General features: G+C 55.5%; 14 protein-coding genes. 1 reads left to right on the top strand and 13 read right to left on the bottom strand.

The genetic code is table 11. The features are described 5' to 3' along the window. Window positions 1-235: 235 nt before the first annotated feature. From hemG to ubiD, 6 genes are all read right to left on the bottom strand, one after another. Window positions 236-772: a menaquinone-dependent protoporphyrinogen IX dehydrogenase gene (hemG, locus tag EDC52_RS12955; RefSeq protein ID WP_131865753.1), complete on the bottom strand. Its 537-nt coding sequence runs from the start codon at window positions 770-772 to the stop codon at window positions 236-238. Between the two features lie 39 nt (window positions 773-811). After that, a complete protein-coding gene (gene trkH / locus EDC52_RS12950; RefSeq protein ID WP_131865752.1) occupies window positions 812-2,263 on the bottom strand; it encodes a Trk system potassium transporter TrkH in 1,452 nt (483 codons plus the stop codon). Window positions 2,264-2,310: 47 nt separating this feature from the next. Then, a complete protein-coding gene (locus tag EDC52_RS12945) occupies window positions 2,311-2,928 on the bottom strand; it encodes an IMPACT family protein (protein ID WP_131865751.1) in 618 nt (205 codons plus the stop codon). Beyond that, window positions 2,925-4,256 (bottom strand): Xaa-Pro dipeptidase, encoded by a 1,332-nt coding sequence (gene pepQ, locus EDC52_RS12940; protein WP_131865750.1) that lies wholly within the window; start codon window positions 4,254-4,256, stop codon window positions 2,925-2,927. The genes EDC52_RS12945 and pepQ overlap by 4 nt, the downstream gene beginning before the upstream one ends. Window positions 4,257-4,485: 229 nt before the next feature. Next, window positions 4,486-5,187: an NAD(P)H-flavin reductase gene (gene fre, locus EDC52_RS12935; protein ID WP_131865749.1), complete on the bottom strand. Its 702-nt coding sequence runs from the start codon at window positions 5,185-5,187 to the stop codon at window positions 4,486-4,488. Between the two features lie 51 nt (window positions 5,188-5,238). Continuing rightward, window positions 5,239-6,726, bottom strand: a complete 1,488-nt coding sequence (gene ubiD / locus EDC52_RS12930) for a 4-hydroxy-3-polyprenylbenzoate decarboxylase (protein WP_131865748.1) — start codon at window positions 6,724-6,726, stop codon at window positions 5,239-5,241. A 186-nt stretch (window positions 6,727-6,912) separates the two neighbouring features. On the opposite strand from ubiD, the gene rfaH reads away from it, so the two are divergent. After that, window positions 6,913-7,401 carry a transcription/translation regulatory transformer protein RfaH gene (gene rfaH / locus EDC52_RS12925; RefSeq protein WP_131865747.1) on the top strand — a complete coding sequence of 163 codons (489 nt, stop codon included), beginning with the start codon at window positions 6,913-6,915 and terminating at the stop codon, window positions 7,399-7,401. Window positions 7,402-7,460: 59 nt separating this feature from the next. Here the strand turns inward: rfaH and tatC are convergent, their stop codons facing one another. The 7 genes from tatC to rmuC form a co-directional block, all read right to left on the bottom strand. Next, a complete protein-coding gene (gene tatC, locus EDC52_RS12920; RefSeq protein ID WP_131865746.1) occupies window positions 7,461-8,237 on the bottom strand; it encodes a Sec-independent protein translocase subunit TatC in 777 nt (258 codons plus the stop codon). Between the two features lie 3 nt (window positions 8,238-8,240). After that, complete coding sequence (tatB, locus tag EDC52_RS12915; RefSeq protein WP_131865745.1) at window positions 8,241-8,840, bottom strand: Sec-independent protein translocase protein TatB; 600 nt, start codon at window positions 8,838-8,840, stop codon at window positions 8,241-8,243. 3 nt (window positions 8,841-8,843) lie between these two features. Next, window positions 8,844-9,110, bottom strand: a complete 267-nt coding sequence (tatA, locus tag EDC52_RS12910; protein ID WP_131865744.1) for a twin-arginine translocase TatA/TatE family subunit — start codon at window positions 9,108-9,110, stop codon at window positions 8,844-8,846. Window positions 9,111-9,168: 58 nt separating this feature from the next. Continuing rightward, entirely contained in the window at window positions 9,169-10,806 is a 1,638-nt protein-coding gene (ubiB, locus tag EDC52_RS12905; protein WP_131865743.1) for a ubiquinone biosynthesis regulatory protein kinase UbiB, read from the bottom strand. Beyond that, entirely contained in the window at window positions 10,803-11,411 is a 609-nt protein-coding gene (ubiJ, locus tag EDC52_RS12900; RefSeq protein ID WP_131865742.1) for a ubiquinone biosynthesis protein UbiJ, read from the bottom strand. The genes ubiB and ubiJ overlap by 4 nt, the downstream gene beginning before the upstream one ends. Before the next feature lie 12 nt (window positions 11,412-11,423). Beyond that, window positions 11,424-12,182, bottom strand: a complete 759-nt coding sequence (gene ubiE / locus EDC52_RS12895; protein WP_131865741.1) for a bifunctional demethylmenaquinone methyltransferase/2-methoxy-6-polyprenyl-1,4-benzoquinol methylase UbiE — start codon at window positions 12,180-12,182, stop codon at window positions 11,424-11,426. 78 nt (window positions 12,183-12,260) lie between these two features. Continuing rightward, the gene (rmuC, locus tag EDC52_RS12890; RefSeq protein ID WP_131865740.1) at window positions 12,261-13,772 is read right to left on the bottom strand and encodes a DNA recombination protein RmuC; all 1,512 of its coding nucleotides are present in this window, start codon (window positions 13,770-13,772) and stop codon (window positions 12,261-12,263) included. Window positions 13,773-13,822: the final 50 nt, after the last annotated feature.

Genomic DNA, 13,822 nt, shown 5'->3' with positions numbered 1-13,822 from the left:
GTGGCCAGCGTGAGAAAACTCACGTGGCGCGGGTGGCGTATATTACGTTTTCCCGCTGAAGAGTCAAGCTTTTATTTGCTTCACCGAAGCGCTTTCCCCTTCCCGACCCGGTGCGTCGAAGCGCTTATTCCCGGTCAGTGGAGGCGCATTATAGGGACTTCCTGCGGCATGACAAGCGCTAATTTACGAAAAATTACCGATCGGTTTTTTTTTCAGCAAACCGTGGGCTTTACGGTTATGCAACAGGCGTTTTGTCGAGTAATGCAGCAAAGTCATCGGCAAAATCATCAACCTGATGCCAATCGGTATATTCAATCTCTTTACTGCTGTCGGTTTCTCCCCCGGTCATCCGCATGATCAGCTGAATCATGATGCGGTCATACCAAGGATACTGCGGATAACGCAGCGCCCCGGCGAATACCGCACAACGGTCAGGACGCCAGGGGGTGGAGGCGAGAAATTTCCGGCTGTAGGCATTAGTCTCGGGCGATCGTTTCTCAGCTTTGCGAGCGGTAAGGTTCACCGAAAAAAAGGCGCTGGGTACCCGGTTAAGCCATGCCAGGTTGCGATCGATAAACGGCTTCAGCCCGGCGGCATGGTGTCCATAGCGTATCGCCGCGCCAATCAATACCCGCTGATAGTCATTCACCGGCGTTTTTCCAATATCGGCCAAGTCCACCAGATCGCAGGTGCCCCCCAGTCTGTCGGCAATATGTCCGGCGATTTTGCGCGTTTGCCCATCCCGGCTGGAATACACAATCAATGTTTTCATAACTTACCTTATGCTTTCCATCGCTGCCGGCTGACGGGATTATTCACGCCAGAACGTCGGGGTGAACAGCACCAGCAGAGTAAAAACCTCCAGTCGGCCAAACAGCATAGTCAGGATCAGTATCCATTTGGCGGCGGCGTTCATAGAGGTGAAATTATCCGCCACTACACCCAGGCCCGGCCCCAGGTTGTTAAGGGTAGCGGCTACTGCCGCAAAAGCGGAGAAATTATCGACGCCGGTAGCGATAACCGCCAGCATGCTGACGATAAACACCAGCGCATAGGCGGAGAAAAAGCCCCATACCGCTTCAAGGATGCGTTCCGGCAGGGCGCGATTGCCCAGCTTGATGGTATACACCGCATTAGGGTGGACCAGACGCTTAAGCTCACGCGAACCCTGCAGGTAAAGCAGCAATATACGAATTACCTTCAGGCCGCCGCCGGTAGAACCGGCGCAGCCGCCGATAAACGCTGAGCACAGCAGCAGGATCGGCAGGAACAATGGCCACTGCGCAATGCTGTCGGTGGTAAAGCCGGCCGTGGTCGCCATGGAAACCACCTGGAAGAAAGCCTGGTTGACGGTTTGCAGACTGGTTTCATAGACGTTGAAACGCCACAGAATGAGTGTGCAGACCAACACCAGCGTGAACTGGACCATGATAAACATGCGAAACTCGGGATCGCGCCAGTATACGCGGGGATTAAGGCCACTGAGTACGGCAAAATGCAATCCGTAGTTACAGCCGGAAATCAGCAGAAATACCGCGACGATAGTGTTAATCATCGGGCTATGGAAGTAGCCGATGCTGGCGTCATGGGTGGAAAAGCCGCCGATGGCGATGGTCGAAAAGCTGTGGCCGATGGCATCGAACACCGTCATGCCCGCCCCCCACAGCGCCAGGGCGCAGGCAATGGTCAGGCCGACATAGATGAACCACAGCGTTTTGGCCGTTTCGGCAATCCGCGGCCGCATTTTGTTGTCTTTCAGCGGGCCGGGCATCTCGGCTCGATACAGCTGCATACCGCCGACGCCGAGAATAGGCAGGATAGCAACCGCCAGCACAATGATCCCCATGCCACCGAACCATTGCAGCATCTGACGATAGAACAGGATAGCCTTCGGCAAGTTATCCAGCCCCACCAGCGCCGTGGCGCCGGTCGTGGTCAGTCCGGAGAAGGATTCAAAAAACGCATCGGTCAACGACAGGTTGGGATGTTCTGCGAACAGGAACGGCAATGCCCCGACGCTGCCGAGCACCGTCCAGAACAGCACCACGATCAGGAAACCCTCACGGGACTTGAGTTCATGCTTCTGGCGGCGGTTAGGCAACCACAGTAGCAGGCCAATCGTCAGGGCGACGAAAAAAGTCTGGGTAAACGCACTGCCGGCACCGTCCCGATAAATCAGTGCAACCAGGCCGGGAATGATCATGGTTCCTGAAAACAGGATGACCAGCAGGCCGACGATACGGGTTATAGTGCGAAAATGCATTTCAGCACGGTCCTTAATAATAAATGTAAATATTGCCGGGGATGCAATTATTGTGAATCAGCTGAAAATAGCAATGCGCCATGACTGAGATCCCGCAGCTTTTCATTCGCTTCGTCTAACCGAGCTGCCGGTAGCTCTACGCTGAGTATAATCGATTCCTGGTAATCTCCTTGCAGGATGCGTCCATCAACCTGCCTGACAACCGCTTCGACCCAGGCAACCTGGCCATAGCTGCAACTGAGGATAAACCGCGAGTAGGGTATTTTTTGCTGGCGTACCACCCGCTTGAGCGCCTGCTGGACGCCGCCGCCATAGGCTTTGACCAGGCCGCCGGTACCGAGCCTGACACCGCCATAATAACGTACCACTACCGCCGTGATTTCCCCCAGTCCGCTGCCGGCCAGTTGGGCCAGCATCGGTCGTCCGGCGGTGCCGGAGGGCTCGCCATCATCGGAAAAACCCCACTGCTGCTGGTCATCGGCAGGGCCGGCGATATAAGCCCAGCAATGGTGCGCCGCCGATGGGTGTTCCGCCCGGATGCGGGCAATGAACGCCTTGGCCGCCACGGTCCCGCAGGCAGGTTCCAGCAGCGTGATAAACCGGCTCTTTTTGATTTCAGCGCTGAGCATTATCGGTGCGGCCGGCACAGCGTACGCCTGGTTCATGCCAGCTTGAGATTACGCGTCATATTCTCGATGTGTTTATCGTTAAAGACGATATTGTCTTCGATACGGACTCCACCATAAGGCATGAAGGAGGCAATACGCTTCCAGTTGAAATGCTGGCTGAATGCACTTTCGCGCCAAGGCGCCAGCAGGGACTCGATAAAATAAAGCCCCGGCTCAATGGTCATCACCATGCGCGGCTGCATCACGCGGGTACAGCGCAGCCAGGGGTACAGCGCCGGCGGGGCAAGGTGCGTGCCCTGGTCATCCTGCATGAAGCCGCCGACGTCATGCACCTGAAGCCCCAGCGGATGACCCAGCCCATGAGGCAGGAACGGGCAGGTTATGCCTTCTTTCACCATCGCCTCTTCACTGATGCCGGTAACAATATCGTACGTCTTGAGCAGCGTAGCAATACGCCCGTTCATCTGGATGTGATAATCGATGTAATTGACACCGGTCTGGAGGGTATCGATCAGCGCCAGTTGCTGCTCATTCATCGCTTTGACCAGATCGGCGAATTCGCTGTCCTTGACCGCCGCATAGGTACGGGTTAGATCCGCCGCATAGCCATTGTATTCGGTGCCGGCGTCAATCAGAAAACTGTGCACGTCGTCAGGCAACTGCTGATCCAGTTTGGTGTAGTGCAACACCGATGCATGTTCATTCAGGGCAATGATATTACCGTAAGGCACATCAGTGTCCCGGTGGCCGGTGGCGGTGAGATAAGCCATATTGATATCAAACTCACTCATCCCGGATTGAAAAGCTTCCTGCGCCGCCCGATGGCCGGTGACCGCGGTCTTTTGCGCTTCGCGCATACAGGCCAGTTCATAATCGGTCTTGAAGGCGCGATGATAGTGCAGATAGTCCAGCACCGGTTTCGGATTCAGCCGGTCGGCTTGGATCCCCAGGCTTCGGGCGCGTTCCGGCGCGCTGCCCAGATAGGCCACCTTATCGCGTCCCGGCGGCAGCAGGCCGGCGATATCATTGGGATTACGGATCGGTATGATATCAATCCACGACGTCCAGAAGCTATCGGGAATCGGTTCGACGCTGTACCAGTAATCCACTGGGGCGTAAAACCACAGCCGGGGTTTGTTGACGCCGTCCACCCACAACCAGCAGTGAGGGACGGTGGTTACCGGCAGCCAGGCCTTGAAATGGGGGTTGGCCTTAAAGGGATAATCATGATCATCAAGGAACGCGGTAATGGGTTCACCGGAATGGATAAGCAGCGCATCCAGTTGAAGGCGTCCGAGAATGTCGCGCGCCCGTTTCGAAAGCGTCTCAAGATGATCCTGATAGAGATGAGAAAAGGATTCCATGACCTGGCCTTATGTCGATACGAAATGTGGGGCCATATTACCATAGCCGTCCTGCAGCGAAAGCGTTGGAACCATTGAGAACAGGCCTGTAATCAGGCGCGATAGAAGAACACTGGCGGGGTGGTTGTTCAAGGAGACAGCAATGTCGTTGTTGAAGGAGACAGCAATGTCGTTGTTGGAGGAGACAGCGGCGGCATTGCCGGAAAGGGGCAAGCCGCCTGTGACAAAATCAGATAAAAGCGAAGGCGTCGCCGAAAATACGGCTTTCCTGGGCACCGCGTTCGGCGCAGAAGCGCTCCCGGGCTATCTTGGCCATCTCGAAGCGACCGGCAATATAGATATCGTGCGACTCCAGCGAGCCGTAATCCTGCAGCACTGCGCTCAGCACGGTGCCGGTACGGCCCTGCCAGTTATCATCCGGCTGTTCAACCACCGGAATCACGTTGAGGCGCGGGTGCTGCAGGCATAATGCCTGCAGCTCGTCCAGGTCATACAGATGCTCCAGTTCGCGGCCCCCCCAGTAAATGGAGACTTCGCGCTCTGGCTGACGTGAAAGCACCGTCAGCAGGATAGAGCGGGTATAGGAAAAACCGGTACCGCCGGCTATCAGAACTATCGGTCGGTCAGTGTCATCACGCAGCCAGGCCTCGCCATGGGGAAGATCGACGGTAATTTCGCGATCTTTCAGAATGCGGTCCATGACCGCCATGGCGTAGAGGTTGAGCTCCGATGCGCCGATATGCAACTCGATAAAGCTGCTTTCCATCGGCGTTGATGCCAGTGAAAAAGGACGCTTATCCCGTTCATCCATCACCACCATCAGATATTGTCCGGCGTGAAAACTAAAAGGACCTTCCGGAACCAGGCGTACCCGATAAACCGTATCGGTGATGGCATCTACGGAAGAGACCTTACAGGTCAATGTTGTCATGCATTCCCTCTATCGGGTCATTTGAGCAAAACGGAATAGAGAACCGTGCCTTCACGGTTTCTTACCACTCTCTTTGAATATAGCCATATCTTCCCATATGGCATCAACGCGTGCTCGGACAGCTTGGTCCATAACAATAGGAGTGCCCCATTCACGCTGCGTTTCACCCGGCCATTTATTGGTAGCATCCATTCCCATTTTCGACCCCAATCCGGAGACCGGGGATGCGAAATCCAGATAATCTATTGCCGTATTTTCCATTAAAACCGTATCGCGCGCCGGGTCCATACGAGTAGTAATCGCCCATATCACGTCTTTCCAGTCACGTGCGTTAATATCATCATCGCATACGATGACAAATTTGGTATACATGAATTGACGAAGAAAAGACCATACTCCCATCATCACCCGCTTGGCATGTCCCGCATACTGCTTCTTGATAGTGACTACCGCCAGGCGATAAGAGCAGCCTTCAGGCGGCAGGTAAAAATCGACAATTTCAGGAAACTGTTTCTGTAATATCGGCACAAAGACTTCATTCAGCGCGACGCCCATGACCGCAGGCTCATCAGGCGGCCGACCGGTGTAGGTCGAATGATAGATGGCATCGCGCCGCTGGGTAATATGGGTGACGGTAAATACCGGGAAGTTGTCAATTTCATTGTAATAACCGGTATGATCGCCATAAGGGCCTTCCGGCGCCACTTCTCCTGGCTCCAGATAGCCCTCGAGCACGATTTCCGCGCTGGCCGGCACGTCCAGGTCGCACGACAGGCATTTGACCACTTCGGTTTTATAACCGCGCAGCAGGCCGGCAAAGGCATACTCGGAAAGAGTATCCGGCACTGGGGTAACCGCCCCGAGGATTGTGGCCGGATCGGCACCCAGCGCTACCGCTACCGGGAATCGCTTGCCGGGGTTAGCCTGGCACCATTCCTGGTAATCCAGTGCGCCGCCGCGATGAGACAGCCAACGCATGATGACTTTGTTCCTGCCCAGCACCTGCTGACGATAGATACCCAGGTTTTGCCGTTCTTTATGCGGCCCGCGGGTCACCGTCAGCCCCCAGGTGATAAGCGGGGCCGCATCGCCGGGCCAGCAATGCATGATGGGGATACGTCCCAGGTCCACGTCTGCGCCCTGCCACACCTGCTCCTGGCAGGGTGCAGTATGCAGGCGCTTGGTGGGCATGTTGAGCACTTGCTTGAACTTGGGCGCTTTATCCAACAAATCACGAAATCCCTTCGGCGGTTCCGGCTCTTTGAGAAAAGCCAGCAGCCTGCCAACATCCCTCAGCGCTGCGGTGCTCTCCTGCCCCATGCCCAAAGCAACCCGCTCAGGCGTGCCGAACAGGTTGCACAGCACCGGCATATCATAGCCTTTGGGATTTTCGAACAGCAGCGCCGGACCGCCGGCACGCAGAGTGCGATCGGCTATTTCCGTCATTTCCAGATAGGGATCAATGGGAAGGCTAATTCGTTTCAGTTCACCTCGCTTTTCAAGCAGCGAGAGGAAGTCGCGCAAGTCACGGTATTTCATAGCGTCATCAGGGGCCGGGTTATGCCTGCATTATAAAGTCTGTTTAGCAGGCTTGCTGCCCTTTTGTCAAAATTCACCGTAAAATTTAAACTATTACCAACATCAATTTTTACCTGTAAACAGCAACACTATATATAGCGGCATGGTTTTGTTATGCTAAGTTACCGGTGACACAGGTGCATTATTATGGAAGCATGGTATTTATTGTATTGTAAACGCGGTCAGCTTTTGCGCGCCAAAGAGCATTTGGAAAGGCAGTCGGTGGCCTGTCTGAGTCCGATGGTCACTCTTGAGAAGGTCGTCAGGGGTAAGCGGACCCAAATCCATGAACCGCTGTTTCCGAATTACCTGTTTATCGAATTCGATCCCGAAACCATTCATACCACCACCATCAGCGCCACGCGCGGGGTGAGTCATTTTGTCCGGTTCGGCAGTTTGCCGGTGACCATTCCGGTCGACGTCATAGATGAACTGCGCGATCACTGTTATGAAGGGGTGACAGATCCGCAAACGCCGCATGTGGGCGATATGGTGATGATAACCGAAGGGGTGTTCGAGGGATTGCAGGCCATCTATACCGAGCCGGATGGGGAAGCCCGCTCTATGCTGCTGCTCAACCTGCTCAATAAGCAAGTTTGCCAAAGCCTGGACAATCGGCACTTCCAGAAAGTGTAATGTACGACCGGGAAGCTGTGGGCCAGATAACTGGCCCCCTTCCCGGCTTAAATCACCGATTACTGCGGCGGTACCTCAGTCTCATCGCTTTCATCATCCTCCCCTTTACGCTGCCGGCCTTTACCGACATAAAAGCGTGCAAAGAACAACCCTATTTCAAACAGCAGATACATCGGAATGGCCAGCAGCGTCTGGGAAAAGACGTCAGGCGGCGTCAGCAGCATGCCGACCACAAACGCGCCAACCAGGACATAGGGCCGCTTCTGCTTCAGATCTTCCGGCGTAACCACGCCGCTCCAGCACAGCAGTACTATCGCTATCGGCACTTCGAATGACACGCCGAAGGCCATGAACAGCGCCATCACGAAGTCGAGATAGTTGTTGATGTCGGTGGCGATCAGCACCCCCTGGGGGGCGGTCTGGGCAAAAAAGCTGAACGCCAGCGGGAATACAATAAAATAAGCAAACGCCATGCCAGCATAGAACAACAGGGTACTGGACAGCAGCAAAGGCATCATCAGGCGGCGTTCGTGTTTGTAGAGCGCCGGGGCGACAAATGCCCAGACCTGATAAAGAATAAGCGGGGCAGCAGCGAACACCGAGACGATGATGGTCAGCTTCACCGGTGTAAAGAATGGCGAGGCCACGTCGGTGGCGATCATACTGGCGCCGGCCGGCAGCTGTTTGATAAGCGGAGCCGAGACCAATTGATAAATGTCATTGGAAAAATATATCAGCGCCAGGAACACCAGCAGGACGCTGATAATGCAGTTCAGTAAACGCTTACGCAGCTCAATCAAATGGCTGATAAGCGGTTGGGTATCTTCAACGGCCATGTTTTAACGCTGCTTATCCGGTTCAGGAGTGTATGAAGCGGCGTCGGGCGCCGCGGGCGCCTTTGCCTGCTCCGGTTTTGCCGCCGGCCTGGAGACCTGGGCATCCGCCTTTATGGTCGGATCTGCCTTAACCTCAGACGGGGGGTTCGCCGGCTTTTTCGCCAGCTCCACCGGCTCCGGCTTCATCGGCGGCGCTTCGGCCTGGCTAACGCCTTCTGCCGGAGTCACACCGTCATGATAAGCTTCGTCGTCAGCGGCCAGCGGATTGCCGATGGTGCGGTACTCTTCGTCATCCAGCTGTTTTTCATTATCCTGGTAGCTTTTTTTCATCGACTCAGCGGCTTCGCGCAGCTCTTCCATCGAGGCTTTCAGCTCCGGCGAAAGACTGTCCTTGCTGGCCTTCTCGACCTTTTTCAGGCTGTCCTGCAGTTCCTGCAGCTTTAGTTCCTGGGTCAGCTCATTCTGCACCGTCGAGGCCAGAGAGCGGAGCGCCCTTATCCAGCCGGAAACCGTTCTGACGGCAACCGGCAGGCGCTCAGGCCCAAGCACCACCAGGCCGATGACAAACACCAGCGCCAGTTCTCCAAATCCAATATCGAACACGGGTTATACCTGCTCTTTATCTTTGCTCTTGGTTTCTTCAGGCTTGGGTGGTTCAGGGGTCTGAGCGATGGTCTTGGCCGTAAAGTCCGCATCCTCACCCGTTTTCGGTGATGATGGCGGCGGCGTTTTATCATCGTCGCTCATGGCCTTCTTGAAGCCCTTGATAGACTCACCCAGATCAGATCCCATACCGCGAAGCTTCTTCGTGCCGAACAGCAATACCACGATGACCGCGATGATGGCTAACTGCCAAATACTGATACCACCCATAATTTTGCCTCTAATTAAAATCAATAAGCTCTGCCGACAAGGTGCGACGGCAATAAGGTTAAGCAGTCCGTTTCCAACCAACAATCCAGCTGACAATGCCGCCGGCCATCAGCCAGGCAGGGAATGAATTCATAGCATGTCCCTGTGACAATAAAAAGGTGCCACTGAGCAGTAAGGTTGCTCCGATACCAAATAAAAATCTGGCCTGTCCCTGGCGCACGCGCTGAACGCGCAGCTCGGTCGTCAATTTATCGACGCTTTTCAGCAGCAGTCGATGCTGCTTGAACCCGTCATAAATCAATTCGGGCAGTTCAGGCAGCTTTTCAGCCCAGTAAGGCGCCTTTTCTTTCAGCGCCCGGACGATAGCCGGGATGCCCACCTGATCTTTGATCCAGCTTTCCAGAAAAGGTTTGGCTGTTTTCCACAAATCCAGTTGCGGATATAACTGCCGTCCGATGCCTTCAATATACAGTAAGGTCTTTTGCAGCAACACCAGCTGAGGCTGGACTTCCATATTGAAGCGCCGCGCCGTGTTGAACAGATTCAACAGTACATGGCCAAACGATATCTCAGCCAGCGGTTTTTCAAATATCGGCTCGCAGACCGTACGGATAGCGAACTCGAAATCCTCTACATTGGTGTCCGGTGGGACCCAGCCCGAGTCTACATGCAGCTCCGCCACTTTGCGGTAGTCGCGGTTGAAAAAGGCGATAAAATTCTCGGCCAGGTAGCGCTTGTCTTCTTTGTTAAGCGAACCAACGATACCGCAATCGATGCCGATATACTGTGGATTTTCAGGGTGTTCGAAACTGACAAAGATGTTGCCCGGGTGCATGTCGCCATGGAAAAAACTATCCCGGAACACCTGGGTAAAAAACACCTGGACCCCACGCTCGGCCAGCAGTTTTAAATTGGTGCCCTGCTTTTCCAACGCCGCCATATCTGAGACCGGCACGCCATAGATGCGTTCCATGACCATCATGGTTTCACTGCAATAATCCGGATAGACTTCCGGAATATAGAGCATCTCGCTGTTTTCAAAATTGCGACGCAGCTGGATGGCGTTGGCCGCTTCACGCAGCAGGTTGAGTTCATCCAGCAGCGTTTTCTCATACTCCAGCACCACTTCCACCGGGCGCAGCCGGCGACCATCCGGCAACAAATGCGGCAGCAGGCTGGCCAAGCGGTACATCAACCTCATGTCCGCTTTGATAAGCGGCAGAATATCAGGCCTTATCACCTTGATGACCACTTCTTTGCCATTGGTCTTGAGCCGGGCGGTATGCACCTGGGCGATAGAAGCGGAGGCCAGCGCCTCGGGTTCGAAGTCATCGAACCAGGTTTCCAGGGGTTGACCCATGGCCTTCTCGATATGCTGGCGCGCCAGCATGCCGTCGAAAGGCGCTACCCGGTCCTGCAGCATCGCCAGTTGATCGGCGATGGCGGGCGGCAGCAGGTCGCGGCGGGTCGACAGCATCTGGCCGAATTTGATCCATACCGGCCCCAGTTCCTGCATGGCCAGCCGCAGGCGCTCGCCCAGTACCTTATCGCTGTGCTCGGCAGGCATCCAGAACAGCAGCCGGCGTCCGAGGCGCAGCGGCAGCGTCAGCCGCATGCGTGGAATCAGTTCATCCAGCCCGTAGCTCAGCACGACGCGGACGATGACGTAGAGGCGTCGAAATTCACCTAAAATCATCGGCTTGCCTCCAGTTTTTTCAAACGTACAGCCAGGCTGGCTTCCTTCTGACTGAGATTATCCACTTCTTCTGCGAACCAGGCCTGCTCAAGGGCCGAGGGTGCTAATCGCCACTCTTCGGTGATAGATTGGGCGAGCCAGTCCTGCTGGCCCGCCACACGGCGTTTCAGGCCGGTAAGCCGGGAACGAACCGACTGGGTCAAGCCTTCAGCCACTATATCGCCAAGGTAAGGCGCGAGCAGATCGGCGGGGTCGGCTTCCGCCATATCCAGCAAGGTCACGAACTGCTGCACTACCTGCAGGTCGCCTGATACATCCAGACTGCCATTCTTGATAAGCAACGGCAAATTCTGGCGATCACTCAGCGCAGGCAGTGCGCCAAGGTGGGTTTTCACCGTACAGTCGGCCTGGTCATCCCAGACGGTCAGCACATCAAGTTGAGCGTCGCCGAACACCAGAATAACGGGATTATCCAGCTCCGCCATTTCAATTCTCAATACTTTACCTTTCAGGCGCTGACGGGCCGGTTTCATGGCGGTATCAGGGTAAAGCAGACGGTTAAGCCCGGTTTCGAGCGCGGCAGTAATCAATGGCATGACTAACATGAGATTTCCCGATCAGAATTTATAACCGCGGTGCAGCGCAACGATACCTCCGGTCATATTGAAGTATTCGGCATTGTCGAAGCCAGCCTCAAGCATCATGCTTTTCAGCGTTTCCTGGTCCGGGTGCATACGAATCGACTCCGCCAGATAGCGGTAGCTGCCGGCATCACGCGCCACCATATCGCCGATACGCGGCAGGACATGGAAGGAATACAGGTCATAGGCTTTATTGAGCGGCTTGAACAAGGGAGTGGAAAACTCGAGGATAAGCAGGCGTCCGCCAGGCTTGAGCACGCGATACATGGACCGCAGCGCCTGTTCTTTTTCGGTCACGTTACGCAAGCCGAACGAAATGGTAATACAGTCAAAGGTATCGTCCGGGAAGGGCAGCGCTTCAGCATTGGCCTGCACATAGCTGACGTTGCCGATAATACCTTTGTTGCGCAGCTTTTCACGGCCGACCTTGAGCATTGAATCATTGATATCCGCCAGCACCACTTCACCCTGCTCACCCACCAGGCGCGAGAATTTAGCGGTCAAATCACCGGTGCCGCCGGCTAAATCGAGCACTTTCTGACCGCGTCGGACGCCGCTGCACTGAATCGCGAAACGCTTCCAGATACGATGGATGCCAAACGACATCAGGTCATTCATCAGGTCATATTTTGCCGCAACGGAATGGAATACATCCGCCACCATGACCGCCTTCTCATCCTTCGCTACGGTGCGAAAGCCGAAATGGGTCGTTTCGCGTTTGTCTTCATCAGCCATGTTTTGTCGTCCTGCTCAATCAGTTATCAGTGAAGTGTAACAGATGCGCGGATAAAGCCCCACTCCGCCCCTGCCGGGCTAGCCAAGCGGCAACTCGTCGCGCGCCGCTGCCGCAATCTGTTCAGCGTCCCGTCCGGGTGGCGCGGCCTGATCGGCCGCCTGTTCAGTCAAGGCTGGATTTATCGGGCGTTTGATTTCCACCCCCAACGTCCGGAAGCTTTCTGCCTGGCTGATGATATTACCACGGCCCTGCGTTAATTTATTCATCGCCGACCGGTAGCCGGATTGCGCTTTATCAAGACTTTGCCCTATGGCTCCCATGTCGTCGACGAACAGCCGCATCTTATCGTAGAGGCGGGCGGCCCGTTCGGCAATCAGCTGGGCGTTACGACTTTGCTGTTCATAACGCCACAGATTGCTGATGGTACGCAGCGCGACCAAAAGCGTAGTCGGGCTGACCAGCATGATATTGTGCCTCAGCGCTTCGCTGACAAGTTCCGGCTGCCGGTCGACGGCGACCATAAAGGCCGGTTCTACCGGGACAAACATCAACACATAATCCAGAGTACGTAAACCGGGTAACTGTTGATAATCTTTTCTGCCCAGCAACCGCATGTGGCTACGCAGGGAATGGACGTGTTCCTGCAGGGCCATTTCCCGCTCGCTCTCGTCCTCACTGTTGAAGTAACGCTCATAGGCCACCAGCGACATTTTGGCATCGATGACCACATCCTTGCCCTGGGGCAGGCGAACAATCACGTCGGGCTGCATCCGGCGATTGGCGTCGGTCTGGATATTGACCTGGGTCTCAAACTCATGGCCCTCGCGCAGACCGGAAGCTTCGAGAACCCGGCTGAGCACCACTTCCCCCCAGTTGCCCTGGGTTTTGTTATCCCCCTTCAGGGCACGGGTCAGGTTGACCGCTTCACGGGCCATTTGGCTATTGAGCTGCTGGAGATTACGGATTTCATGTGCCAGGGTGTGTCGCTCGCGCGATTCCTGGCCGAAGCTGTCTTGTACCTGGCGGCGAAAACCGTCCAGTTGTTCACGCAGCGGCACCAGCAGCCGGTCGAGGCTCTGCCGGTTCTGTTCATCGACTTTACGGCCGCTCTGCTCGAAAATACGGTTGGCAAGGTTTTCAAACTGCGACGAGAGTCGCTGTTCGCTGTTGATAAGCAGGCGCTGCTTCTCTTCGGCAGCAATACGGGTTTCTTCCAGCCGGATGGTCACCTCGCGCAGCTCAGCCTCCTGGGCGCTATTGACCTCCCGCTGGGCGCGCAGTTCCTGATTAAGCTGCCCACACTCGCCGCGCCAGTGGGCTAACGGCGCCAGCCGCTCTTCGGCCGCCGCCAGGCGGCCATACAGTTCGCGCATTTCTCGCTCGGTTTCGCTGCGCTGGCTCTGCTGCTGCAAAAGGCTTGCCCGCGCATTTTGCAGATCTTGATCAAGCTGTGCTGCCGATTGCTGCTGGAGGCGTAACGCCGACTGCTGCTCGGCCAGCAGCTTCTGATGCCGCAACCCGGCAATCAGCAGGCCAGACAACAGGCCGATGGCGACCCCGCCCAGTGCGTAAAACAGGCTGTAATCCATGTGGCCTCCGCCAAAAAACGATGCTGACAGCCACGTTAAGGGCGAACTGG

Source organism: Biostraticola tofi, assembly GCF_004343195.1.
Taxonomy (GTDB): Bacteria; Pseudomonadota; Gammaproteobacteria; order Enterobacterales; family Enterobacteriaceae; genus Biostraticola; species Biostraticola tofi.
The sequence above is the reverse complement of the archived record's forward strand: the minus strand, read 5'-3'. Positions and strand labels throughout refer to the sequence as shown.